23 protein-coding genes are annotated in these 23,995 nt (G+C 51.8%); 19 read left to right on the top strand and 4 right to left on the bottom strand.

Annotated elements, in window-relative coordinates; all coding sequences use genetic code 11:
* Positions 1–29: 29 nt before the first annotated feature.
* The 3 genes from nagZ to ACJJIW_RS19815 all read left to right on the top strand — a co-directional run bounded on the left by nagZ (position 30) and on the right by ACJJIW_RS19815 (position 2,749).
* Positions 30–1,046: a beta-N-acetylhexosaminidase gene (gene nagZ, locus ACJJIW_RS19825; protein ID WP_444936160.1), complete on the top strand. Its 1,017-nt coding sequence runs from the start codon at positions 30–32 to the stop codon at positions 1,044–1,046.
* Between the two features lie 81 nt (positions 1,047–1,127).
* Positions 1,128–2,234: a mechanosensitive ion channel family protein gene (locus ACJJIW_RS19820; protein ID WP_282932325.1), complete on the top strand. Its 1,107-nt coding sequence runs from the start codon at positions 1,128–1,130 to the stop codon at positions 2,232–2,234.
* Between the two features lie 299 nt (positions 2,235–2,533).
* Positions 2,534–2,749, top strand: coding sequence for a cold-shock protein (locus ACJJIW_RS19815; protein ID WP_020413094.1), 216 nt, complete (start codon positions 2,534–2,536; stop codon positions 2,747–2,749).
* Between the two features lie 269 nt (positions 2,750–3,018).
* On the opposite strand, the gene ACJJIW_RS19810 is transcribed toward ACJJIW_RS19815, so the two are convergent.
* The 3 genes from ACJJIW_RS19810 to mfd form a co-directional block, all read right to left on the bottom strand.
* Positions 3,019–3,237: a hypothetical protein gene (locus tag ACJJIW_RS19810; protein WP_282932326.1), complete on the bottom strand. Its 219-nt coding sequence runs from the start codon at positions 3,235–3,237 to the stop codon at positions 3,019–3,021.
* 26 nt (positions 3,238–3,263) lie between these two features.
* Positions 3,264–4,259 (bottom strand): CsiV family protein, encoded by a 996-nt coding sequence (locus tag ACJJIW_RS19805; protein ID WP_444936159.1) that lies wholly within the window; start codon positions 4,257–4,259, stop codon positions 3,264–3,266.
* 123 nt (positions 4,260–4,382) lie between these two features.
* The gene (gene mfd / locus ACJJIW_RS19800; protein WP_444936158.1) at positions 4,383–7,862 is read right to left on the bottom strand and encodes a transcription-repair coupling factor; all 3,480 of its coding nucleotides are present in this window, start codon (positions 7,860–7,862) and stop codon (positions 4,383–4,385) included.
* A 304-nt stretch (positions 7,863–8,166) separates the two neighbouring features.
* Between mfd and ACJJIW_RS19795 the strand changes: the two genes are divergently transcribed.
* From ACJJIW_RS19795 to ACJJIW_RS19720, 16 genes are all read left to right on the top strand, one after another.
* Positions 8,167–9,627, top strand: a complete 1,461-nt coding sequence (locus ACJJIW_RS19795) for a glyceraldehyde-3-phosphate dehydrogenase (RefSeq protein WP_444916215.1) — start codon at positions 8,167–8,169, stop codon at positions 9,625–9,627.
* Between the two features lie 373 nt (positions 9,628–10,000).
* A complete protein-coding gene (locus tag ACJJIW_RS19790; RefSeq protein ID WP_282932329.1) occupies positions 10,001–11,341 on the top strand; it encodes a Na(+)-translocating NADH-quinone reductase subunit A in 1,341 nt (446 codons plus the stop codon).
* A 2-nt stretch (positions 11,342–11,343) separates the two neighbouring features.
* On the top strand, positions 11,344–12,555 hold the full coding sequence (locus ACJJIW_RS19785; protein WP_444917559.1) for an NADH:ubiquinone reductase (Na(+)-transporting) subunit B: 1,212 nt from the start codon (positions 11,344–11,346) through the stop codon (positions 12,553–12,555).
* On the top strand, positions 12,548–13,330 hold the full coding sequence (locus ACJJIW_RS19780) for a Na(+)-translocating NADH-quinone reductase subunit C (RefSeq protein WP_282932330.1): 783 nt from the start codon (positions 12,548–12,550) through the stop codon (positions 13,328–13,330). The genes ACJJIW_RS19785 and ACJJIW_RS19780 overlap by 8 nt, the downstream gene beginning before the upstream one ends.
* A gap of 2 nt (positions 13,331–13,332) precedes the next feature.
* A complete protein-coding gene (locus ACJJIW_RS19775; protein ID WP_282932331.1) occupies positions 13,333–13,989 on the top strand; it encodes an NADH:ubiquinone reductase (Na(+)-transporting) subunit D in 657 nt (218 codons plus the stop codon).
* Positions 13,990–13,992: 3 nt separating this feature from the next.
* Positions 13,993–14,601 carry an NADH:ubiquinone reductase (Na(+)-transporting) subunit E gene (gene nqrE / locus ACJJIW_RS19770; RefSeq protein ID WP_020413086.1) on the top strand — a complete coding sequence of 203 codons (609 nt, stop codon included), beginning with the start codon at positions 13,993–13,995 and terminating at the stop codon, positions 14,599–14,601.
* Between the two features lie 17 nt (positions 14,602–14,618).
* Positions 14,619–15,842: an NADH:ubiquinone reductase (Na(+)-transporting) subunit F gene (gene nqrF / locus ACJJIW_RS19765; RefSeq protein ID WP_108733652.1), complete on the top strand. Its 1,224-nt coding sequence runs from the start codon at positions 14,619–14,621 to the stop codon at positions 15,840–15,842.
* A gap of 14 nt (positions 15,843–15,856) precedes the next feature.
* On the top strand, positions 15,857–16,918 hold the full coding sequence (locus tag ACJJIW_RS19760) for an FAD:protein FMN transferase (RefSeq protein WP_444936157.1): 1,062 nt from the start codon (positions 15,857–15,859) through the stop codon (positions 16,916–16,918).
* On the top strand, positions 16,915–17,157 hold the full coding sequence (nqrM, locus tag ACJJIW_RS19755; RefSeq protein ID WP_282932334.1) for a (Na+)-NQR maturation NqrM: 243 nt from the start codon (positions 16,915–16,917) through the stop codon (positions 17,155–17,157). The genes ACJJIW_RS19760 and nqrM overlap by 4 nt, the downstream gene beginning before the upstream one ends.
* A 147-nt stretch (positions 17,158–17,304) precedes the next feature.
* Positions 17,305–18,702, top strand: coding sequence for a Si-specific NAD(P)(+) transhydrogenase (sthA, locus tag ACJJIW_RS19750; protein ID WP_108733649.1), 1,398 nt, complete (start codon positions 17,305–17,307; stop codon positions 18,700–18,702).
* Positions 18,699–19,163, top strand: coding sequence for a thioesterase family protein (locus tag ACJJIW_RS19745; protein ID WP_282932335.1), 465 nt, complete (start codon positions 18,699–18,701; stop codon positions 19,161–19,163). Before sthA ends, ACJJIW_RS19745 begins: the two co-directional genes overlap by 4 nt.
* A 96-nt stretch (positions 19,164–19,259) precedes the next feature.
* Complete coding sequence (locus ACJJIW_RS19740) at positions 19,260–19,898, top strand: LysE family translocator (RefSeq protein ID WP_444936156.1); 639 nt, start codon at positions 19,260–19,262, stop codon at positions 19,896–19,898.
* A gap of 301 nt (positions 19,899–20,199) precedes the next feature.
* On the top strand, positions 20,200–20,364 hold the full coding sequence (locus ACJJIW_RS19735) for a hypothetical protein (protein ID WP_282932337.1): 165 nt from the start codon (positions 20,200–20,202) through the stop codon (positions 20,362–20,364).
* Positions 20,365–20,587: 223 nt separating this feature from the next.
* On the top strand, positions 20,588–20,965 hold the full coding sequence (locus tag ACJJIW_RS19730) for a hypothetical protein (protein ID WP_282932338.1): 378 nt from the start codon (positions 20,588–20,590) through the stop codon (positions 20,963–20,965).
* The gene (locus tag ACJJIW_RS19725) at positions 20,940–21,230 is read left to right on the top strand and encodes a YopT-type cysteine protease domain-containing protein (RefSeq protein WP_282932339.1); all 291 of its coding nucleotides are present in this window, start codon (positions 20,940–20,942) and stop codon (positions 21,228–21,230) included. Before ACJJIW_RS19730 ends, ACJJIW_RS19725 begins: the two co-directional genes overlap by 26 nt.
* 680 nt (positions 21,231–21,910) lie before the next feature.
* Positions 21,911–23,494, top strand: a complete 1,584-nt coding sequence (locus ACJJIW_RS19720) for a bifunctional AfsR/SARP family transcriptional regulator/alpha/beta hydrolase (protein WP_282932340.1) — start codon at positions 21,911–21,913, stop codon at positions 23,492–23,494.
* Between the two features lie 93 nt (positions 23,495–23,587).
* Here ACJJIW_RS19720 and ACJJIW_RS19715 read toward each other — a convergent pair whose 3' ends face one another.
* Positions 23,588–23,923: a hypothetical protein gene (locus tag ACJJIW_RS19715; RefSeq protein WP_282932341.1), complete on the bottom strand. Its 336-nt coding sequence runs from the start codon at positions 23,921–23,923 to the stop codon at positions 23,588–23,590.
* Positions 23,924–23,995 lie beyond the last annotated feature (72 nt).

Here is a 23,995-nt window from a genome sequence, read left to right as displayed (position 1 = left end):
CGCACTCTTAAATCGATAAGGAACTTAATATGTCTTTACCACCCGGACCGGTCATGGTGGATATCGAGGGGCTTGAACTCACCGAGGAAGACTGTGAGTTGCTTCGGCATCCGATGGTGGGCGGGCTGATCTTTTTTGCGAGAAACTATCGGGATCGCCAGCAGCTTATCCAATTGGTTAACTCCATCCGTGCGGTGCGACCAGAGATCCTGCTAGCGGTAGATCAGGAGGGTGGCAGGGTTCAGCGGTTTCGCGATGACTTTACGCGAATACCTTCAATGCAGGCCCTTAGTGCTGTCGCCAGTAACGAGCAATTACAGGATGTGGGGTGGCTGCTGGCCGCAGAGTTGCTGGCTGTAGGCGTGGATTTTAGCTTTGCGCCGGTTTTGGATGCGGATGACAGTCACAGCAGGGTGATCGGCGATCGGAGTTTTTGTCCCGACCCCGCCCAGTTAACCGCACTGGCTCGCCCCTTTATCCAAGGAATGCGCGAAGCGGGAATGGCCACGACAGGCAAGCATTTTCCGGGGCATGGCCACGTGCTGGAAGACAGTCATGTGGAGTTGCCAGAGGATAAGCGCTCGTTGGATCAGGTCTTGGCAACCGATGCACTTCCGTTTATCGATTGTATTGGAGCCCAGGAACTTACCGCGGTGATGCCGGCCCATATCCGCTTCATCAACATTGATAGCCAGCCGGTGGGATTCTCCCGCTATTGGCTGCAGGACGTATTGCGGCGACAGCTGGGATTCAATGGAGTGATTTTCAGTGATGATCTGTCTATGGAGGGGGCGGGTGCGGCCGGAGGCTATGGCGATAGGATTCGCGCAGCCCTGGAAGCCGGTTGTGATATGGGTATCGTATGCAACAATCGTGTCGGCGCTTTTGAGGCGCTGGCGGCACTGGATACCTTTGTGCCCAAACCGGAGTCCACTCATCGGTTGTCGGCCATGGGTGGCAGGCCGGTGATCGGCTCCTGGGGGGAGCTTGAGAAGAGTGCGCGGTGGCACAGAACCAGGGAGTGGTTAGCTTCCATAATGCGCTGAAATAAGTTGTTGAGATCCGTCGTCTATTGAGAAGGCGTTGTACGGATATTACTGATTGTTGGTTAAAGCGGAGGGGTTCGAGTGGAGTCCGTTGAGAGCGTGCTGTTGTCCTGGCTTGGTGAGAACCGGGTCTGGATAGTTTCTGTTTTCCTCATAGTACTTGCGTCTGGGGTGTTGGCCTGGTTATTTGGCCGGTTTGTGCAGCGCATGGCCATTAAGGCGGAAAAGACGGTTAATCCCTGGGATGATGCTTTGGTTGGGGCACTCTCCCCTCCCGGGCAGGTACTGGTATGGCTGCTGGGCTTGAGTGTCGCTGCCCAGCGAGCGGGGGACGCCACTGGTGCCGAGATATTCTCCCTGGCTGCACCGACGCGGGAAATAGGCTTGATCCTGGTGATGGCTTGGTTTGCCTGGCGATTCTCACACAGCGTGGAACACAATCTGTGCGATCCGCGCTATATGGGCAAGCCGATGGATGCCACTACGGTACGTGCGATCGGCAAACTGGTCAGGGCCTCAATCGTGATCACGGCGGGAATTGTGGTCATGCAGTTCCTGGGCTATAGCGTCAGTGGTGTTTTGGCATTTGGTGGTATTGGCGGGCTTGCTGTCGGTTTTGCGGCCAAGGACCTGCTGGCAAACTTTTTCGGTGGCCTGATGATCTATCTGGATCGGCCCTTTGCGGTGGGCGACTGGATTCGCTCCCCCGATAAGGAGATTGAGGGGACCGTGGAAGATATCGGTTGGCGCCTGACCAGAATCCGCACTTTTGATATGCGACCCGTCTATGTTCCCAATGGCATCTTCACCCAGATTGCGGTAGAAAATCCTTCCCGTATGTTAAATCGTAGGATTTTTGAAACGATTGGTATTCGTTATGAAGATGCACATCATATGGCGGCAATCGTGGCGGATGTTAAAAATATGTTACAGGAACATCCGGAAATTGATTCTAATCGTACGCTTATTGTTAATTTTAATAGTTTTGCTTCCTCCTCTTTGGATTTCTTTATATATACGTTTACCCGCACTACCGATTGGGTTCGTTATCATGAAGTAAAACAGGATGTTCTATTAACGATTCTTAAAATAATTGAGGGATATGGGGCATCCTGTGCATTCCCAACCTCAACATTACATATTGCCGATATACCTTCATTAACGCGAGAGGCCGCGTTAGACAGTTGAGGAATGGGAGTGCAATAAGGTACAAATGATTAGTTTCTAATTGAGCACTATTGAAGATTTTGACGGTTAATTACGCATATTGGGAAAAACGTAGTATTTATTTCACATAGAAAACTAGACACTGGCGCTGTTTTATCTAAGAATCAGGGTACGTCCTTTGGGTATATGCTCATCGGATTAAGCAAGATAGCATTCTGCATGGAGCAGTTTGTTAACAATGGGGTGGCGTTTGCCCCTCTTGCCGAATTGAGCAGTGAGGTAAAAGAGGTAGGCGCAATAACAATAATGAGGTTTTCTCAATGAGTGATCGCGTTACAGGTACAGTGAAGTGGTTTAATAACGCACGGGGTTATGGCTTCATCACCTGTGGAGAAGGAACTGAAGATATTTTCGTTCACTATCGCAGCATTCGCGGCGAGGGCTACAAAACCCTTAATGAGGGGCAGGCGGTAGAGTTCGAAATGCAACAAGGTGACAAAGGACTGCTGGCGGAAGATGTTGTTCCCTGTGAGTGATTTATAGATCACTCGTTGAAAGAACTGTTGTCGTGTAGGGTCCTGCGGCTCAATTGACGCCGGCCCTGTCAGCGCCTCTGAAAAGCGGATCTTTATGATCCGCTTTTTTGTTTGCTACTTTGCAGTGGATATAGGCTCTTCTTCTTTAAGTTGCATTTGTGTCCCTCTTTGTAGATTTGGTCATATCCCGCCCCGCCTAAAGTCCCCAATGTAATTGTGTGTATATGAGTGAGTTTATTGTGCTCAATACCGCTGTGCTAATTATTGCTTTAATGCTCCAGGAATATTGCCCCACTGATTGCAATTTTATGTTGTTGTGGGGTGGCGGTATTTGCTTGTTTGCTGGCTGTATTTTGATTAAAGATAAATTGATTAAATATCGGTTGGGTGGGGTGTACTTGTAGTGATGGTGAAATTAATTCGTTTGAGGTGAAGAGTTTTAAAGGTATATTTAAAATAATAGCCCCGGCAAGATTTGCAGGGGCCATTGGCGAAAGTCGGTTATTTAAATAAATTAACTTTCTGTGCGGTTATCTTTTTCTTGGTCGGAATTAAGTATATCTATATTTTGCGAGTCTTCTTTGGGTTTGGCTACAGTGCGCACTTCAATAAGAATGCCAAATGCAGGGTGGTCGATATAATGAAGTTGTCCGCTACGCAAACGTCTCTCGTGTTGCAGTCTCGCAGCCTGGGCTACATATAATGGCTCTTCTTTTATAAATTCCGGCTCGCCCAGTGTGAGTGGCTCAGTTGTGTTAATTGCGCCCTGACTATTTTCGATATCAAACCCGTTATTTTGTGAATATGAATTTTCAATATCACTGTAATTACCGGTTAGGATTTGTAGTGGCTTTTCGATTTTATTTTGTGGGCGCTGAGGAAGAAGAATACTGTGTTCCCCGGGTTGCGTATAAAAATCGCTGAGCCACAAATTAGTACTGATATGTAAATAGCGAGCGACACTCAGGGTGATAGATCCCTCAAGCTGGCTGTGGCCGCTGAGCTGGCTGCCGCCATCAATCAGAATGGCCGGGGAGTTTCTCTTGGTTTTTAAAACCTGGCGCCAGGCCTTGTGAAACAGGACCCTGTCACCAGCCCTGGAAATTGCGGCGGCTTTGTTGTCCAGCAGCCTGGGTACAGGTCTTAGCAGCAAGTTTCTTGGTGCTTGCTCAGAGTTCTGCGAACTAGTAGATGCGTCGCCCTCAAGCTCCGATGATTCAATATCGGCTGGGCCGCTCGTTTCTGGGCTCGAGATGATGTCTTCAAGCGATAACACCTCATCCTCTGTTGGCTGAGTTGGGGTGCGCAGGGTGTCAAAGTCGATCCACTTTGATGGATACTGAAGACGGGGTGCCGTCGGCCAGGTCTCTGCGGTTCTTTCCATCCCCTGGGGGCGCTCGAATACGATCATTTCTATTTCGAAAGTATTGCCAGCGTAGTTGACGGCCTGGGCACTGGTTGCTGCCAGCGTGAGCGCCAGGGTTGAGCAGAGGCTAATTATCCTTTTCATGGGTTTACCACTTAAACAATTCTATTTGGGTGCCGAGGGTGTCATTGTCGACAGGCCGTTTAAGCGGGAGTAGGAGACTAATTAGTTTTGCCGCCAGCTCCCGCTGCTGCCTGCCGGATGGTATCACTGTGCAAGCTTTTCCAGAACTTCGTTAATTTCCTGGAGCTTGCGATCAGTACCCTCCTCATCGAGACTGAAATTCAGTTGGTTTGCGCCGGCCAGCTGGTAGCGTCCTGGCTGGGTTTGCACCATCTTAACCAAAGTGAGCGGATCTACACGGGTATTCTCCGCAAATTCGATACGCCCTCTTGCCGCAGAGGCCTCAAGTTTGCGGATGCCCATATTCTCGGCCTTTAACTTGATCTCCGTGGTGCGGAACAAGTGTTTTACCGATTCCGGCAGTAGCCCGAAACGGTCGATCATCTCTACCTGAAGTTCTTTCAGTTGCTGCCCGTCAGTGGCATTGGCAATGCGTTTGTACATGATCAGTCGGCCGTGGACATCGGGCAGGTAGTCCTCGGGAATCAGCGCAGCAACCCGCAGATTGACGTCCACCGCAGGGGATTCGAGGGGTTCGTCAATATTCGGTGTGCGGCCCTCGCGAATGGCCTTCACTGCCTTGTCGAGCATCTCCATATACAAGTTGAAACCGACACTCTGAATCTGCCCGCTTTGTTCCTCACCTAGCAGTTCGCCTGCACCGCGAATTTCCAGGTCGTGGGTAGCCAGGGTAAAGCCTGCACCTAAATCCTGGGCCTCGCTAATCGCTTCCAGGCGCTTCACGGCGTCATTGGTCATGGAGCGTTTGTTGGGAGTCAGTAGGTAGGCGTAGGCCTGGTGGTGCGAGCGTCCCACGCGACCGCGCAACTGGTGAAGCTGGGCCAGGCCGAACTTGTCTGCGCGCTCGATCAGTATCGTGTTGGCTGTGGGGACGTCGATACCGGTTTCGATAATGGTGGTACAGACCAGGACATTGAAGCGCTTGTGATAGAAGTCGCTCATCACCTGTTCCAGCTCCCGTTCGCGCATCTGGCCGTGGCCTATGCCGATACGGGCCTCGGGGATCATCTCCTGTAGCTCCCGCGCGATTCGCTCAATGCTTTTGACTTCGTTGTGCAGGAAATACACCTGACCACCGCGCAGGATTTCCCGCAGGATAGCTTCTTTTACCAGGGCATCATCGCGCTCGCGCACGAAGGTTTTCACGGAGAGACGCCGTGCTGGTGGGGTGGCGATCACCGATAGATCGCGAATACCGGCCATGGCCATATTAAGGGTGCGGGGAATAGGGGTAGCGGTAAGGTTGAGGATATCCACCTCAGAGCGCAGGCTCTTCAGACGCTCCTTCTGCCGGACGCCAAAACGGTGCTCTTCGTCGATAATCAGCAGGCCGAGATTTTTAAAGTCCAGATCGCTTTGCAACAGCTTGTGGGTGCCAACCAGGATATCCACCTTGCCACTGGCAACCTTCTCTTTCACGCTGTCCACTTCCTTGCCGGAGCGGAAGCGGGAGATCACCTCGATATTGATCGGCCAATCGGCAAAGCGATCCTGGAAGGATTGATAGTGTTGCTGGGCCAGCAGGGTGGTGGGAACCAGCATGGCCACTTGCATACCTGCGTGGGCCGAGACAAATGCAGCCCGCATGGCCACTTCGGTCTTGCCGAATCCCACGTCGCCGCATACCAGTCGGTCCATCGGCTTATCTGAGAGCATATCCCCCAGAACTGCCTCGATGGCTTGTTGTTGATCTGGAGTTTCCTCGAAGGGGAAACCTGCGGAAAATTCCCGGTAGGCCAATTGAGGGTTATCGAAGGCATGGCCAATACGGGCTTCGCGGCGGGCGTAGATATCCAGCAGCTCCGCAGCTGCATCGCGGACTTTCTCGGCGGCTTTGCGTTTGGCTTTTTGCCACTGTTCACTGCCCATTCTGTGCAGCGGGGCCAGGGCTTCATCGGCACCGGAGTAGCGGCTGATCAAGTGCAGGCTGGCTACCGGTACGTAGAGTTTGGCATCGTCGGCATATTCAAGGGTCAGGAATTCTGCCGGTTGCCCGTCGATCTCCAGGTGCTGTAGGCCGCGATAACGACCTACGCCGTGATCAATGTGAACGACGGGAGTGCCCATGCGCAGTTCAGCCAGGTTTTTAACCGCGTTGTCCGCTTCATCTTTGGCTTTTTTACGGCGGCGTTGCTGCAGTACCCGCTCACCAAATAACTGCGGTTCCGCGATCAAGTTGATTTGCGGGTCCTTAAGCAGCAGCCCTTGATCGATGGGGGCTACGGTAATGCCGATAGTGTCCTTTGCGGCGAGGAAGTCCTGCCAACTTTGAAAGCTGGGAGGGCTGAGCCGTATGCCCTTTAATAGCTCCAGCAGCGCTTCGCGACGCCCGCTACTTTCAGCACAAAATAGCACCCGACCGGAGTATTCCATCAGGTAGCTTTCCAGTGCAGCCAGGGGTTGTTCGGACTTGCCATCTACTGGCAGTGAGGGGGGTACGGAAGTGTCAAAATTACAGTTGCCCTGAGCTTCCGGAAGACTCTCCGTAGAGAAGATTGCCCGGGGCATGGACTTCAGGGCACCGTTAAGCTCATCAATTTCCAGTAAAATCTGGCGCGGTGGCAATATGGGACGGGTCAGGTCGCCGCGACGACTTTCATAGCGATTGTTGACTTCGCGCCAGAAATTGTCCAGCGGCTGTTGGATATCTCCCTGTAAAAATGCCTGGCTGCCCTCGGGCAGATAGTCGAACAGGCTTGAGCAGTTCCCATCGAAGAACAGGGGCAGGTAGTACTCAATGCCCGCCGGGGCAATTCCTGCACTGATATCCTGGTAAATTGGCACTTGGCTGGGGTCGCTATCGAATTCACCGTGCCAATTTTGCAGGAATCCTGACAAGGCAGCCTTGTGCAAAGGGAATTCCCGCGCAGGCAAAAGGTGAATGGTTTTCACCTTGTCGATGGTGCGTTGGGTTTCCGGGTCAAAGGTGCGAAGGGATTCAATTTCATCGTCGAACAGATCGATGCGGTAGGGCAGGGGGCTGCCCATTGGGAAAATATCCATCAGTGAGCCGCGCACAGCGAATTCGCCGTGTTCGTAGACGGTGTCTACGCAGTGGTAGCCGGCCTGCTCCAGCAGTCTCCGCTGGATATCGATATCAAACTGCTGCCCCTCCTCCAATATCAGCGCATTGCCGGCAATATAATTGCAGGGTGGTAGCCGGTGCATCAGGGTGCTAACTGGGATTATGACGATCCCGGCCCCCATTTTCGGCAGCTGGTAAAGGGTGGCGAGGCGATCCGAGATGATGTCCTGGTGGGGGGAGAAGGTGTCGTAGGGGAGAATTTCCCAGTCGGGAAAATGGAAAATTTCCAGCTCCCCGTTTTCCCCCTTATCTCGCCGCGCTTTGTTAAAAAATTTCAATTGCACCTCTAAACGGTGCGCTTCGAGACTGTCCTTTGTGATTAACAGGGTGGGCGCTTTGTTATTGCGTGCCGCGTTGAGGATGGCGAGCGCGGCAGCTGCGCCATGCAGTTGTCCCCAAAATTGTCGGTCACTGGAGGAGCGAAACTTCGGTGGGGTCAGGGGCTGTATTTCTGTCATCTTTCCTTATATATCCGCGCATTCATTCGAGATGTCTTCGAGGTCGGCTATTGTAGCCGCGAACAGTTTTGCTTGCAGGGAATGTTAACCCTGCCTGTGTTTCCAGTCGGGAACAACTACGCTTTTTTATGGATTGCGCAATGTCGCTCGGGTGGACTACAAAAAGGTAGTTTTACTACATTTTTTTGGCTCTTTTTTGCTCAGTTGCGCAGTGTAAAGCGAACACTATAATGCGCAGCCATGCGGTCCTGAGTGGTTTCAAGGCCGTATTTCTTGCCTACTAAATACATTGCAGAGGTGTCCGATAGTGACTCAGAAGCGACCGAAGCCCGCGGACTTTTTCAAGGACTGGAAACAGCGTGAAGCACTGGCTGAATCCATGATCCCGATGATTGGAAAGCTCAACCGTGAGAGCAACGTCGGTATTTATATGTACGGCCGCAACCTGGTTAATCGCTCAGTGCTGAGCATTATGAAAGCGCACCGTTTCGTGCGTCAGGTTGAGGAAAATGAACTCTCCGAGTTTGAAACCTTCCCTGTATTGGAAGCCATCTGCAAGATGGAGCTGGGTCCCGTACATATCGACCTGGGAACCATGACCAACAAGTACATGCGCGATGATCGCGGCTTGTCTGTGGACGAGTTTGTACGTGAAGAGCTGTCCGACGCAGCGGGTGCCGGCAAGCCTCTGCCCGAATCCAAAGATGTTGTGATCTACGGTTTTGGTCGTATCGGCCGTCTGGTTGCCCGCCTGCTGATCGACAAGGCTGGTAGTGGTGATGTTCTGCGTCTGCGCGCTATCGTATTGCGCAAGGGCAAGGCCCCCAACGATTTGGTGAAGCGCGCTTCTCTGCTGCGTCGCGACTCCGTACATGGCGCCTTCCAGGGCACTATCCGTGTGGACGAGGAGACCAACTCCCTGATCTGTAACGGTAACGAAATCAAGATCATCTACGCCAACTCCCCTCAGGAAGTGGATTACACCCAGCACGGTATCGACGATGCGATTATCGTTGACAGCACCGGTGTATGGCGTGATGAAGAAGGTCTGAGCCAGCACCTGCAGAGCCCAGGCGCTTCCAAGGTGCTGCTGACTGCACCGGGCAAGGGCGATATCAAGAATATCGTTTACGGTATCAACAGCAGCGACATCAAGCCGGAAGACAAGGTACTGTCCGCCGCTTCCTGTACCACTAACGCCATCGTGCCTGTCCTGAAAGCGATGATGGATGGCTACGGCGTTGAGCACGGCCATGTAGAAACCGTACACGCCTACACCAACGACCAGAACCTGATCGACAACTACCACAAAGGTGAGCGTCGCGGTCGCGCAGCAGCGCTGAATATGGTTCTGACTGAAACCGGTGCTGCCAAGGCGGTTGCCAAAGCGCTGCCCGAGCTGAAAGGTAAGCTCACCGGCAACGCAATTCGCGTTCCGACTCCTAATGTTTCCATGGCGATCCTTAACCTGAACCTGGGTAAAGAGACCACCAAGGAAGAGCTGAACGAATACATGCGCGATGTGGCACTGCACTCGCCGCTGCGTCAGCAGATCGATTTCACCAACTCCCCGGAAGTGGTGTCCAGCGATTTTGTTGGCTCCCGCGTTGCCTGCGTATTCGATTCCACTGCGACTATCGTGGATGGCAAGAACGCTGTGCTCTACTGCTGGTATGACAACGAGTTTGGTTATAGCTGTCAGGTAGTTCGCTGCCTGGAAGATATGGCTGGCGTTCGTTATAAGCAGTTCCCCAAAGAAGACTAAGGCGTCAAGCCTCCTCGCCGCAGTCGGTACCCAGAGCCGACTGCGGGGTTCCGGCGACTGTCCCAGTCGCCGCGCCATGCCTCCCCAAATCCCTGTTTTTTCAACAGAAATTTCCGATCTTAGTGCCACTTAACGACTTTCCAGGCTGGTAATGACTCTGGCCCGTCTTTATAATGCGCGCGATTTTGCGGGGCGGCCGTGCGCCGAGAAGTTAGCGCGCACAACCAATTAGTCAGCTTCCTTCCTCCCGGTTCACGGGTGATACGGCATAAGCCCTCGCAGCACGGAATTCCACAATAGGACCCGTCATCCCAGGCATGGGACGGTGGGTCCTATTGCAATTTTTTTAAACTAGAAACTTAGGCATAGGCGTATGAGAAAGATCCGTCGGGGATTGGACTTACCCATATCCGGCGCGCCCGAGCAGGTCATTCAAAAAGGACCTGCGATCAAGACCGTTGCTGTTCTCGGCCCCGATTATCACGGGATGAAGCCGACAATGGCAGTGGCTGTAGGGGATCGCGTCAATCTTGGTCAGCTGTTGTTTAGCGACAAAAAAACTGAAGGCGTGCGCTACACAGCGCCTGCTGCCGGTCGTGTTGTTGCGATTAACCGTGGCGCTCGTCGTGTTCTGCAATCCGTCGTGATTGGCATAGACGGCGATGCAGCGGAACAGTTCCAAAGCTACAGCGCAGATAAACTGTCTGGTCTGACTCGCGAACAGGTCGTTGAAAACCTGGTTGAGTCCGGCATGTGGACCGCACTGCGCACCCGCCCGTTCAGCCGCGTTCCCGCCCTGGACGCTGAGCCGGTAGCTGTGTTTATCAATGCGATGGACACCAACCCTCTGGCAGCCAATCCAGAAGTAGTGATTGCTGAGAATCCCAAAGCCTTCTCTCAGGGCGTTGAGATTCTTTCCAAACTGGCAGAAACCACTTACGTCTGTACTGCTCCAGATACGGATATTCCAGTACCGAACGCAGCGAATATTCGCCGCGAAACCTTTGCCGGCCCCCATCCGGCAGGTCTGTCCGGTACCCACATCCACTACCTGAAGCCAGTTTCTGGCAACCGCAGTGTATTTACCATTAATTACCAGGATGTGATCGCTGTAGGCAAACTGTTTACCACCGGTAAGCTGTTTACCGATCGTGTCGTTTCCCTGGCAGGCCCTCAGGTCAAGCAGCCGCGTCTGCTGCGCACCCGCCTCGGTGCCAGTCTGGAAACCCTGACTTCTGATGAGCTGAAAGGCGATAACGATCGCATCATCTCCGGCTCTGTATTTGGTGGCCGCACCGCTGCTGGCCCGATGGCTTACCTGGGTCGCTACCACAACCAGATTTCTGTACTGGAAGAGGGCGATGAGCGTCCGTTCCTGCACTATCTGCGTGCGGGTAATAAGCGTTTCTCTGTATTCCCGATTTATCTGTCGCGCCTGGTGAAGAACAAGCTGTTCAACTTCACCACCAGCACCAACGGTTCTGAGCGTGCCATGGTACCCGTCGGTAGTTATGAGAAAGTCATGCCGCTGGATGTACTACCCACTCAGTTGCTGCGCTCCCTGATCGTTGGCGATACTGCAATGGCTCAGAAGCTGGGCGCACTGGAGCTGGACGAAGAAGATCTGGCGTTGTGCACCTTTGTGTGTCCGGGCAAGTACGAGTACGGCCCCATTTTGCGGGACAACCTGACCCGTATTGAGAAGGAGGGGTAAGTATGTTGCGTAAATTCCTCGATTCGATCGAACCCAAGTTTCACAAAGGCGGTAAGTTCGAAAAGTTCTACGCCCTGTTTGAAGCGATTGACACCGGTCTGTTCCAGCCGGCAGACAAGACCAAAACCACTGCTCACGTGCGCGACGGTATCGACCTGAAGCGTATTATGATCACCGTTTGGGCTTGTGCCATGATCCCGGCGTTCTACGGTATGTGGAATATCGGTTTCCAGTCCAACACCATTCTGGAAGGTATGACCAACCCGGATCTGTCCGGCTGGCGTCACGCCATTATCGGCGCTCTGACTTCCTACAACCCAGCTAGCCTGTGGGACAACTTTGTCTACGGCGCTATGTACTTCCTGCCTATTTATGCGGTCACTTTTATTGTGGGCGGTATCTGGGAAGTCCTGTTTGCTGCGGTGCGCGGTCACGAAGTCAACGAAGGCTTCTTTGTAACCTCCATCCTGTTCGCCTTGACCTGTCCGCCGGATCTGCCTCTGTGGATGGTGGCTATGGGCATCAGCTTCGGTGTGGTTATCGGCAAGGAAGTATTCGGTGGTACCGGCAAGAACTTCCTAAACCCGGCACTTACCGGCCGCGCCTTCGTATTCTTTGCCTACCCGGCAGCGATGTCCGGCGATGCGGTTTGGACTGCGGTTGACGGTTACACCGGTGCTACCGCGCTGTCTGTTATGGCAAGCGAAGGCATCCAGAACGGTATCGTCAATGCTGCTGTTGGCCAGGTAACCTGGTTCGACGCCTTCTTCGGCCAGATCCATGGCTCCATTGGTGAAACCTCTACCCTGGCTATCCTGATTGCCGGCGTAATCCTGATGGGCATGAAGATCGCCAGCTGGCGCATCGTAGCTGGCACCCTGCTGGGTATGATGGCCACTGCTTTCATGTTCAATATGATCGGCTCCGAGACCAACCCGATGTTCCAGGTTCCCTGGTACTGGCACCTGGTAGTGGGCGGTTTTGCCTTCGGTCTGATCTTTATGACTACGGACCCTGTATCCGCTGCGATGACCAACACCGGTCGCTGGTGGTACGGCATCCTGATCGGGGTGATGGTTGTCCTGATTCGTGTGGTGAACCCGGCCTTCCCGGAAGGCATGATGCTGGCGATTCTGTTCGCCAACCTGTTCGCTCCGCTGTTTGACCACTTTGTGGTGCAGTCCAATATCAAACGGAGGTTGGCACGTGGCTAATAAAGATTCCGTAACCGGTACTCTGATTGTCGCGCTGGTAATGTGCCTGGTGTGCTCCGTAGTGGTATCCACCGCTGCGGTAATGCTGAAGCCTGCCCAGCAGGCGAATGCCGAGCTGGACATGAAGCGCAACGTACTGATGGCTGGCGGCCTGTTGAAAGACTCTCACGCTGATAAAGCGGAAGTCGAAAAGGCCTTCGCCGACGTAAAAATCAAATACGTCGACCTGAATACCGGTAAGTTTACCGATCAGGCTCCGGCTGGTGGCAGTGGTCGCGCTGCTGCCAAGATCCCGTCTGACAGTGAAAAACTGCCGGCTGACGAGGACACTGCCAAAATTATCCGCCGGGAAAATACCAAAGAGGTATACCTGGTAGAGAAAGACGGCAAGCTGGACAAGATCATTCTGCCGATTCGCGGTTATGGCCTGTGGGGCACCCTGTACGGCTTCCTCGCTCTGGAGAGCAACCTCGACACCGTAGCGGGCCTCGGCTTCTACGAGCACAAGGAAACTCCGGGACTGGGTGGTGAAGTTGACAACCCCAACTGGAAAGCCCAGTGGATTGGTAAGAAAGTCTTCAACAACCAGGGCGACGTGGATATCGCAGTGATCAAGGGTCAGGTTAACCCCAACAGCCCAGACGCGATTCACGAAGTAGATGGTCTGTCTGGTGCAACTCTGACCAGTAAGGGCGTTAGCAACCTGGTGAACTTCTGGTTGGGTAACCAGGGTTATGGTCCCTTCCTGAAAAACCTGAAAGCAGGGGAGGCATAAGCATGAAAATTAAAGATACTCTGCTAGAGCCGATTTTTAACAACAACCCGATCGCGCTGCAGATCCTGGGTATCTGTTCTGCACTGGCTGTTACCAGCTCGCTGCAGGTTACCCTGGTAATGTGTATCGCACTGACCTCGGTTGTGGCCTGTTCCAACGTTGCGGTATCCCTGATCCGTAAACAGATCCCGAACAGCATCCGTATCATTGTACAGATGACCGTGATTGCCTCTTTGGTAATCCTGGTAGACCAGCTGATCAAGGCCCTGGCTTACGACATCTCCAAGCAGCTGTCTGTATTCGTTGGTCTGATCATTACCAACTGTATCGTAATGGGCCGTGCGGAAGCCTTCGCTATGAAGAACCCGCCGCTGCCCAGCTTCTTCGACGGTCTTGGTAACGGTCTGGGATACAGTGTGATCCTGATCGGTCTCGCGGTGGTTCGTGAACTCTTCGGCGCCGGCAAACTGTTCGGTGTAGATATCCTGACTACCGTGAGCAACGGCGGTTGGTATATCCCCAACGGCCTGCTGCTGTTGCCGCCGAGTGCATTCTTCCTGATCGGCCTGTTCATCTGGGCAATCCGTGCCTGGAAACCGGCACAGGTGGAAGAAGATGAGTTCAAGATTGCGCCTAATTCCCAAGCGCAGGAGGCCTAATCCGTGGAACATTATATTTCTTTGATTATCCGCGCCGTTTTCGTTGAAAACATGGCGCTGGCCTTCTTCCTCGGTATGTGTACCTTCCTGGCGGTATCGAAGAAGATCGAGGCCGCTATTGGCCTGGGTGTTGCGGTTATCGTGGTGCTGACTCTGACAGTACCAGTGAACAACCTGATCTACACCTACCTGCTGAAAGACGGTGCACTGGCCTGGGCCGGTTACCCCGACGTGGACCTGAGCTTCCTCGGCCTGTTGTCCTACATCGGTGTAATTGCGGCACTGGTACAGATCCTGGAGATGTTCCTGGATAAATATGTACCGGCTCTCTACAACGCGCTGGGTGTATTCCTGCCGCTGATTACCGTGAACTGCGCCATCATGGGTGCTTCCTTGTTCATGGTTGAGCGCGAGTACGCGTTTGGCGAGAGTGTTGCCTATGGCTTCGGTGCCGGCCTCGGCTGGGCACTGGCGATTACCGCTCTGGCCGGTATTCGTGAAAAGCTGAAGTACAGTGACGTTCCGGATGGCCTGAAAGGTCTGGGTATCACCTTCGTAACTGTTGGTCTGATGTCCCTGGGCTTCATGTCCTTCGGCGGCATCGATATCTAAGCGGGGAAAACAATAGAATGAGTATTGAAATTATCCTCGGCGTAGCGATGTTTACCGTCATCGTTTTGGCGCTGGTAGCGGTGATCCTTGCGGCCCGCTCGCGCCTGGTAAACACCGGCAACGTCAACATCCTGGTTAACGGTGAGAAGACTCTCACCGTACCGGCCGGCGGCAAGCTGCTGCAAACACTGGCTGCCAACAACCTGTTCCTGGCCTCCGCCTGTGGTGGCGGCGGCAGCTGTGCGCAGTGTATCTGTAAGGTGAATTCCGGTGGTGGCGATATGCTGCCGACTGAAGCGGCTCACTTTACCCCGCGCGATGCAAAAGAAGGCAAGCGTCTTTCCTGTCAGGTTGCGGTTAAGCAAGACATGGAAATCGAAGTGCCGGAAGAGGTGTTTGGTGTTAAGCAGTGGGAATGCACTGTGGAATCCAACCCGAACGTGGCCACCTTTATTAAAGAGCTGACTCTGCGTCTGCCCGAAGGTGAAAACGTTGACTTCCGCGCTGGCGGTTACGTACAGCTGGAAGCTCCGGCTCACCATGTCAAGTTTGCCGACTTCGATGTCGAAGAGCAGTACCGTGGCGACTGGGAGCACTTTGGCTTCTTCAAGCTGGAGTCCAAAGTGACCGAGCCAGTGGTTCGCGCTTACTCCATGGCTAACTACCCGGAAGAGAAAGGTGTTGTTAAGTTCAACATCCGTATCGCGACTCCGCCGCCCCGCACTGAGGGTATTCCGCCGGGTCAGATGTCTTCCTACGTTTTCAGCCTGAAGGCAGGTGACAAGATTAAGGTGTACGGTCCCTTCGGTGAGTTCTTCGCCAAGGAAACTGACAACGAAATGGTATTTATCGGCGGTGGTGCCGGTATGGCGCCAATGCGTTCACACATCTTTGACCAGCTCAAGCGCCTGAATTCCACCCGTAAGATCAGCTTCTGGTACGGTGCGCGCTCCCTGCGCGAGATGTTCTACGAAGATGACTACAACGGTCTGGCTTCCGAGTTCGATAACTTCCAGTGGCATGTGGCTCTGTCCGATCCGCAGCCGGAAGACAACTGGACCGGTTACACCGGATTCATCCACAACGTGGTATATGAAAACTACCTGAAGGACCACCCGGCTCCGGAAGATTGTGAGTACTACATGTGTGGGCCGCCCATGATGAACGCGGCAGTCATCAATATGCTCAAAGACTTGGGTGTAGAAGATGAAAATATCCTGCTGGATGACTTCGGCGGATAATTGGAGGGCTTAGCTTGCTAAAAGCAATCACAGGCCCGACAAACTCAAAAACAGGGCCCGTCTTTACGGCCCTGTTTTTGCTTTGGGCGGTTGTAATTTTATCGGCTTGTGCTCCTTCGCCGGAGTCCTGGCAGTTGGCTGGCCGCACCATGGGAACCAGCTATCACATCACCGTCGTTCAGGTGCCCCCTGGGCTGGAGCAGGGTGAGTTGCAGCAGTTGATCGACGATGAGTTGCAGCAGGTCAACCAGGAGATGTCGACCTATATCGACGACTCTGAGTTAATGCGCTTTAACCAAAGCCCGGTAGGGCAGGCGATCCCGGTTAGCCAATACTTGGCAGATGTACTGGAAATGTCCCTGGATATTTATCGCCGCAGTGAAGGCGCTTTTGAGGTGACGGTCGGCCCGCTGGTCAATTTGTGGGGCTTTGGCCCCCAACCGGAACCGGAGCATATCCCCTCAGATAAAGACATTGCCGATCTGCTAACCGTCGTCGGTTCCGATGCGTTAACCCTGACCCGTAAGCCAGACACTGTTATCAAGAGCCGCCCCGTTGAGGTGGATCTTTCAGCGATTGCTAAGGGCCATGGAGTTGATCGGGTTGCCGAGCTATTGGAAGACCTGGGTATTCGAAACTACTTGGTCGAAATTGGCGGTGAACTGCGAACTAAGGGTGTGAATCCAAAGGGTAAGACCTGGGTAATTGGCATTGAAGTACCCAGCGTGGCAGGGCAGATGGTGCAGGAGCCAATCGCGGTGAGTGGGAAGGCAGTAGCTACGAGTGGAGACTATCGCAACTACTACGAAAGGGATGGTGTTCGTTACTCCCATAGCATCGACCCACGCTCCGGGCGGTCGATAAAGCACAAATTGGCATCGGTAACCGTTATTGCCGACACCTGTGCAGAAGCCGATGGTCTGGCTACCGCGATCAATGTCCTCGGTGCTGATGCCGGCATGGCGTTGGCAGAAAGAGATAATCTAGCCGTCTTTATGGTGGTGAAAACTGATTCAGGTTTCGAAGAGCGTTCTAGCTCTGGCTTTAAACCTTATGTAGAGAGGTCTGAGAAGTGACAATTTTCATATTTGCCTTTGTGGCCATGTTGCTCGTTGTTGCCGGTATGGCGATCGGGGCCATGGTTCAGAACAAACCGTTAAAGGGAACTTGTGGCGGGCTCAACAATATCGGCATGAAGCAGGATTGCACAGTCTGCGGTGGCGATGACGATGAGTGTGAAAAGGAACAGGAGAGGCAAAGACAGCAGCAGATGACTGCCGAAGATCTCGCTTACGACGCATCTAAACGCAAGTAAGCTTTCCCTCTCCAACAAGCCCGTGATCAACGGGCTTGTTGTTTTATGTCATTGGCACAAGTGGTGTCGATAACCGTATATTTAGTATTGAGTAAATGGCGTTAGCGCGCTGTGGACTCCGTTTGGAAAATAGAATTAGAGCATTTAATGGCAGAGCAAAAGTTTGACCTGGTAGTAATTGGTTCTGGCCCGGCTGGAGAGGCCGCCGCAATGAGCGCAGCAAAAAAGGGCATGCGCGTTGCGGTTATTGAAAAGCGCCAAGTGGTTGGTGGTAATTGTACTCACAAAGGTACCATTCCCTCCAAGGCGCTGCGCCACTCTGTCAAACAGTTGATGCGTTATAACACCCAGAGCGTTTTTCGCGCATTGGGTGAACCCCGCCGCCTTACTTTCCCCCAGGTAATGCAGACGGTGAATAAAGTCATTTCCTATCAGGTGGAAATGCACACTTCATTTTATGCCCGCAACCGGGTTGAGCTAATCGTCGGCGAAGCTAAGTTCCGCGATGAACATACTGTCGAGGTGCTTATGCCCGATGGTGCGGCGGAAACTATTACAGCGAAGAAATTTATTATTGCTACTGGCTCACGCCCTTATCGCCCCGCCGATGTAGACTTTGATCACGAACGGGTCTACGACAGCGATATGATCCTGGACATGCAGCACACCCCTCACTCCATTATGATCTATGGTGCTGGTGTTATCGGCTGTGAATACGCGTCTATCTTCGCTGGCCTCGGCGTTAAGGTGGATTTGATTAATACCCGTAACAGCCTGCTGGAATTTCTCGATGATGAGATTTCTGATGCGCTGAGCTATCACCTGCGCGATATGGGCGTGACTGTTCGCCACCAGGAGGAGTATGCGCGGGTACTGCCCAATGAGCAGGGCGTAATTATGGAGATGCAGTCCGGCAAACGTATTCATGCGGATGCATTGCTCTGGTGTAACGGCCGTACTGGTAACACCAGCTCCCTCGGTCTGGAGAATGTCGGTCTGGAAGCGAACCATCGCGGACAATTGAGCGTTGACGATCATTACTGTACCGAAATTGAAAATATTTTTGCGGTAGGTGATGTGATTGGCTGGCCCAGCCTTGCCAGTGCCTCTTATGACCAGGGGCGTGCGGTTGCAGCAGCGATTGCGGGCCGTGGCCATCGAGTAATTGAAGATGCGCCTACCGGGATTTATACCCTTCCAGAGATTTCCTCTGTGGGTAAAACCGAATCAGAGCTAACCGCAGCCAAAGTACCTTACGAAGTGGGCCGCGCACTGTTCAAGCACACTGCGCGGGCGCAGATTTCTGGTGAGCGCGTAGGCATGCTCAAGATTTTGTTCCATATCGAGACTCACGAAATCCTGGGCATTCACTGCTTTGGAGCAGAGGCTGCTGAGATTGTGCATATTGGCCAGGCCATTATGAAACAACCAGCACCGAATAATTCGATCGATTATTTCGTTAATACCACCTTTAACTACCCCACCATGGCAGAGGCATATCGCAGTGCTGCACTGGATGGGCTCAACCGGGTTGCCCGCCTATGACAGAACCCTCACCCAGTGAGTTTCAGGCGTTGGTAAAGGAATTTTTTGAGCAGATTCCTTTTAATCAACAAATTGGACTTGAGATGCGCGACCTGGACCTGGAGGCGCTCACACTTTCCGCAGGCTTTGAACTGAACCCACAGTTGATCGGCAATGTGTGGAAGAACATCCTGCACGGTGGCGTAATTGCCACCGCTCTGGATACGGTTGGTGGTTTGACCGCAATGGTCGCCGCCTACCAGCATCTGGGAGATGTGCACTGGAAAGAAAAAGTGGATCGCCTATTAAAGCTGGGTACGGTCGACATGCGTGTAGACTACCTAAAGCCGGGCAGGGGAGAACACTTTCTCTGCCATGGCTCAATTCTGCGCACCGGTAACAAGCTGGTTGTAACGAGAATGGAGTTGATTAACGACACGGATGAATTGATTGCTACCGGTACGGCAACTTACCTGTATTGACCTTAGTCCGAGCCAACCCTTGGCTCGGAGACCTCCTTAGATATACCCCTTAGATGTACCCCCTATCCATTGGCTTTCTTTAAGGTGTTTATTGTTATGAGTGAAATTCTTGCATTTGCCGCAGTCTCCCTTTTGTTAGTAATTTCCCCGGGGCCGAACAGTGTCCTCATTGTTAAAACGGTGGCCGATAAGGGGCTGAGGTCGGGTGTGGAGAATATTCTGGGGCTGGTTTCGGCAACGTTTGCCCACGGCGCCATCTCAATTCTGGGTTTATCGGCGATTATTCTACAGTCGGCTGAACTTTATACCCTGATCAAATATCTCGGGGCTGCCTACTTGGCCTATTTGGGCGTAAAAACGATAGTGGCTACTTTCTCGAGACCTTCCGCTCACAGGGCTCCCGATAGATTACAGCCAAGCGCAAAAGCGCCTGGTGATGCGTGCCGAAATTTTGCTGAGGGTTTCCTGACCCAGATTCTGAACCCGAAAGTATCGATGTTTTACCTTGCCGCCTTCCCGCAGTTTATCTCGGTAGGTAGTGCTAGCTACTATGAAGCTTTCTTACTGGTCTCGATTCACGCATCCATTATCTTTCTGTGGTTCTTGGGGGTTGCGATTATGCTGTCGCAATGGCGAGCGGTTTCTATAGGCGGAATGATACAGAAATGGATTCAGCGTTTTAGTGGCAGCGTATTGCTTGGTTTTGCCGCTCTAGTGGTTCGCGAGGACGCTTAAGTCTGAGCTGTGCCCTTTAAATATTGGCTCCATGTGCCAATATTTGAAGGGTGCATTGTCCAACCGAATTTCTAATAGACTGGGCATTTTATCCAGATCTACTCTTAACTGTTCTAATCTTGCCGTGTTTATCGGTATATATTTCCCTGCTTTTTAGTCGCGCTATCGTACCCCGTACAAAGTTTAATAAGAGCCTATTGATTTAACTCTATTTGTCGGCTGGGGTTTGTTGATTGTAAATATAAACTTAACTATTAGTTTACTTAGCTTTAATTATATTTCCGTGCTGGGAAATTTCCGAATGTCTATTTGGGTGGGATATCTAAAAAATACCGCTGTTGAGGGTGTGGATTTTTTAAATGGCGACAATTATTTTATGTTTGGTTTGCCTGATGGTGATATTGGTTGCTTATCGTGGACTTGTGGTCCGCAAAAATATAGCATGCTTATAGTTTTATATGAGTAAGTTTTTTCAAATAAATGACTGCTGCTTGCCTTATTTTTAAGTCTTGTAGCTTTGTAAAAGCGGGGCAGTGGTGTATTTGTAGTGATCGTTTTGTTCCGGATTTTAGAAAGATATCTATTTTGTAGATTTTTTTGTTTTTCTTTAAGTAATAATTTGTGTGTTATTTGCATAAATGCCAGATGGTATGGAAGCCGGATATCGGTTGCGATGTGAGGATGATAAAATGCCAATTTTTCCAGCTGTTGATGTAGATGCCTCTAATATGGGCGGGGTTTTAACCTGGAAGTTTAGCCAGGGTGGGTATTCAAGTATTACTAAAAAGCACGCCTTTTCGAAAGATGGTGTTTGTGAAGCCTTGGCGGTGAGTTGGATTACTAAATCATTGCATGGTGGTTTGAAGGCTGCATTGACTACTGGCGACAGTATAGATTCCACCAAGATCGCTCTGGTCGCGCAGCGCTACGCGTCCATATACCGTTTTAAGTTTAAAAATGGTGAGGAGGGGAGATTTCATAAAAGCCGTGAAATGCTTGTGGAATCTCAGAATTATCTAAAGTCGCAAGGTTTCGGTTACGTTGGACGAGAGCTTTGGTGCGCTTGAAGAATCAGATATCTTTAAGCAGCAAACTGGCACTATTTACAGCATGATGAGATTTGCCGGGAATGGCTGGGGGCATGCAACAGCATTTCGTATAGAGGCAGGTGCCAATAAGACAAGCTATTATTTTGATCCTAATAAGGGCGAGTTTAAATTCCTGACTTATGATAGGTTCCGGAAGTGGTATGAACATTACCATCGGAAATCACGCCTGTATAGAACAACGCGTACAATTGGGTTTGATTTCTTTATGCACAAAGACCGTTAGGTTTAATTCAGTAAAAGGGTGTTGAGTTTGTATAAATAGTTACCATTTGCTCTGGGGGCGGGATTAACTGGGCTGCTAGTCCGAGATAAATGCCCCTGTCTTTTGGCGACGGATGAAGTTGATAAGCTTTTTCGTATAAAGCTGAGGGGCGCTTTGGTTGCCGGTAAGTAGCGGCTTCGCGCCCTCCCTCTACGGGATTTGATTCCTGCCACTTTTTAGGCGGTCCGCTGCAATTCCCCCTGCTGACTAATCTTGAAGTTCGAGTCTCGCCTTTGTACCGTGCGGTACCTTTTACTCCTTATTTTTGCCGCCCAGTTGTTAAGCGTTGGGCCCGTTATAGCGAAGTGGGGCGCCTATTGTTCAAGTGGTTCACAACTGTAATGAATGGTGTTTGCAGCCATTTGGTTTCCTTGAGAAAATTGCCAGGAAATTTCTTGGGTGCTAGGGAGCCCCTGAATAATTCCGTAATATCTCTGCGGACCTTGGGAGCTGTAGGTGTTGGGCACCATCGCCGCGAATGGCCGCAGCCTTCAAAGCACTATCACTCTGCGCTGTGACTCCTTTTGGGCCCCGCGAAGCCGCACCTTGACTGAGGTCCGCTCTGAAAGTCAAAGGCATCAAGGAGCTATTCAGGGGCTCTCTAGAAGATATCTCATTTTTCAGGGGTAAATAATTCATTCATGGGTATTTCAGTTCAGATGTTGGGCGACTTTCTTGTCACTCGTGATGGCAGTCCGGTCAATCTACCGCCCTCTAAAATAACCCGAGCCCTTTTGGCTTTTCTGTTGTTGGCGGCGAGGCCCCACCGGCGGGATCGCCTGTGTGAAATATTTTGGGAGTTGCCAGATGATCCGCGCGCATCGTTGCGCTGGTCTTTGAGCAAAATCCGATCGATAGTCAACGACTCCGATAAGGAGCGCCTACTAGCCGACAGAGAGCGTGTCAGTATGGACACGGAGGGTGTGGCTATCGACATTGTCCAAATTGCTTCAACTATTGATTCCCCCAAACTGCTGGCAGCGGAGCTGGAGGATATCTACCGAAAGCTTCAAGAGCCTTTCCTGGATGGTGTCGATCTCCCTGATCAGGAACTTTTCCAGCAATGGTTGTTGTCAGAGCGCCAGGAGATCGTCCATCTACGGGGGAGGGTGTTGTCGCGCCTAGCCTCCCATCCGGGTATTCCTTTGCCTGATCAGCTTATTTGGGCTCGCCACTGGGAAGAGTTGGAGCCCTATAACCCAAATGCTGCGACGCAGTTGCTGCGGGCGATGGCATCACTGGGGATGGATAGTGAAATAGAGCTTGAGCGCTCAAGGCTGTCAAACCGTTTCCGCAAAGCAGGTATTGCGTGGTCGCCCTGTAAGCTCGGGGAGCAGGTAGTGCAGGAGGCTGCCGATAATTTGGCTAATGGACGTAAACTGCTAACCCAGCAAAAGATTGAATTTTGTACGGCCAGTGATGGAGTGCGTATTGCCTATGCCAAGATGGGAAAAGGGCTTCCTATTGTGAAAGCTGCAAATTGGCTGAGTCACTTGGAGCATGACTGGGATTCTCCCATCTGGAGCCCGTTATTTCAGGAGCTTTCTACAGATCACCAGTTTATCCGTTACGATGAGCGTGGGAATGGCCTCTCTGACTGGGAGGTCGATAATATTTCATTTGAGTCATTTGTCACTGATCTAGAGACGGTAGTTGATGCCTGTGCTGTCGATAACTTTACCCTGCTGGGGATATCTCAGGGAGCAGCAGTATCTATTGAGTATGCTGTTAGGCACCCCAATCGAGTCAGGCAGCTTATTTTGTTTGGCGGTTATCACGCGGGTTGGCGGATTGGCGCGAGCGAAGCTACGGTTAAAGAGCGTGAAGCTGTCATGACCCTGACAGAGACGGGGTGGGGGCAGGATAATCCCGCTTATCGGCAAATTTTCTCATCGACATTTATGCCCAGTGCTAATGCCGGTGAGCTAGCCTGGTTTAACGAATTTCAGCGGCTTACTACCTCGCCTGAAAATGCTGTTCGCTTTCTCTCAGTTTTTGGCAGTATTGATGTGCGGGAAAGGCTCAAAGAAGTTTCTGTCCCCACTTTGGTAATCCATTCACTGGGGGATCAGCGTATCCCGGTTCATACGGGTTGCGAAATCGCTTCAGTAATCCCGGGTGCTCGATTTGTCGGCCTCAATAGCGATGGCCACTTGCTTCTCGGGCGAGAGCCTGCTTCTAAGGTATTTGTAGAGGAAGTTCGCCAATTTATTTCAAAGCACTAATAGGTAACTTAGTGAGGCTATTGGAGAGAGGGTGGTGCTGGCGAGCGGCCACCCGGACAAGAAGCTTCTGGCAAATGATCCCCGAAAATTTAGCTACAGATAAACGGCCAATTCTTTAGCGGAAAGATAACGGATCGAGGCTTCTGGGAATTTTCGAATGATATCGAGGGCTGCAGAACGGGCAGCGGCCTCATCGGCATATATATTGGGCAATTTTACATTGGAAGTTGTTCTTCCTGATATATAGCGCATAAGCACGATATACCGCCCCTTCCATTTCCCCCAAAAAACGTCACTGGGGGCACTGTCCACTGAGGATTTCTCTGGTGCGGCTTCTTTCTCTTCTTGGGGCTTGAGTTCCAGTTCCGCTTCTTGCTCCCACATAAGTTGGGCAAGTCGATTTAATTCTTTAGAATAACTAGTTGACATAAATCTCAAATGCGTAAGAGTTTATTGATTTAAATACTGATAAATCCAAAGATTAACAGAAAAGATCTTAAT

The organism is Microbulbifer maximicatervae (SeqCode) (assembly GCF_052467815.1).
This window is presented reverse-complemented; position numbering and strand designations above follow the sequence as displayed.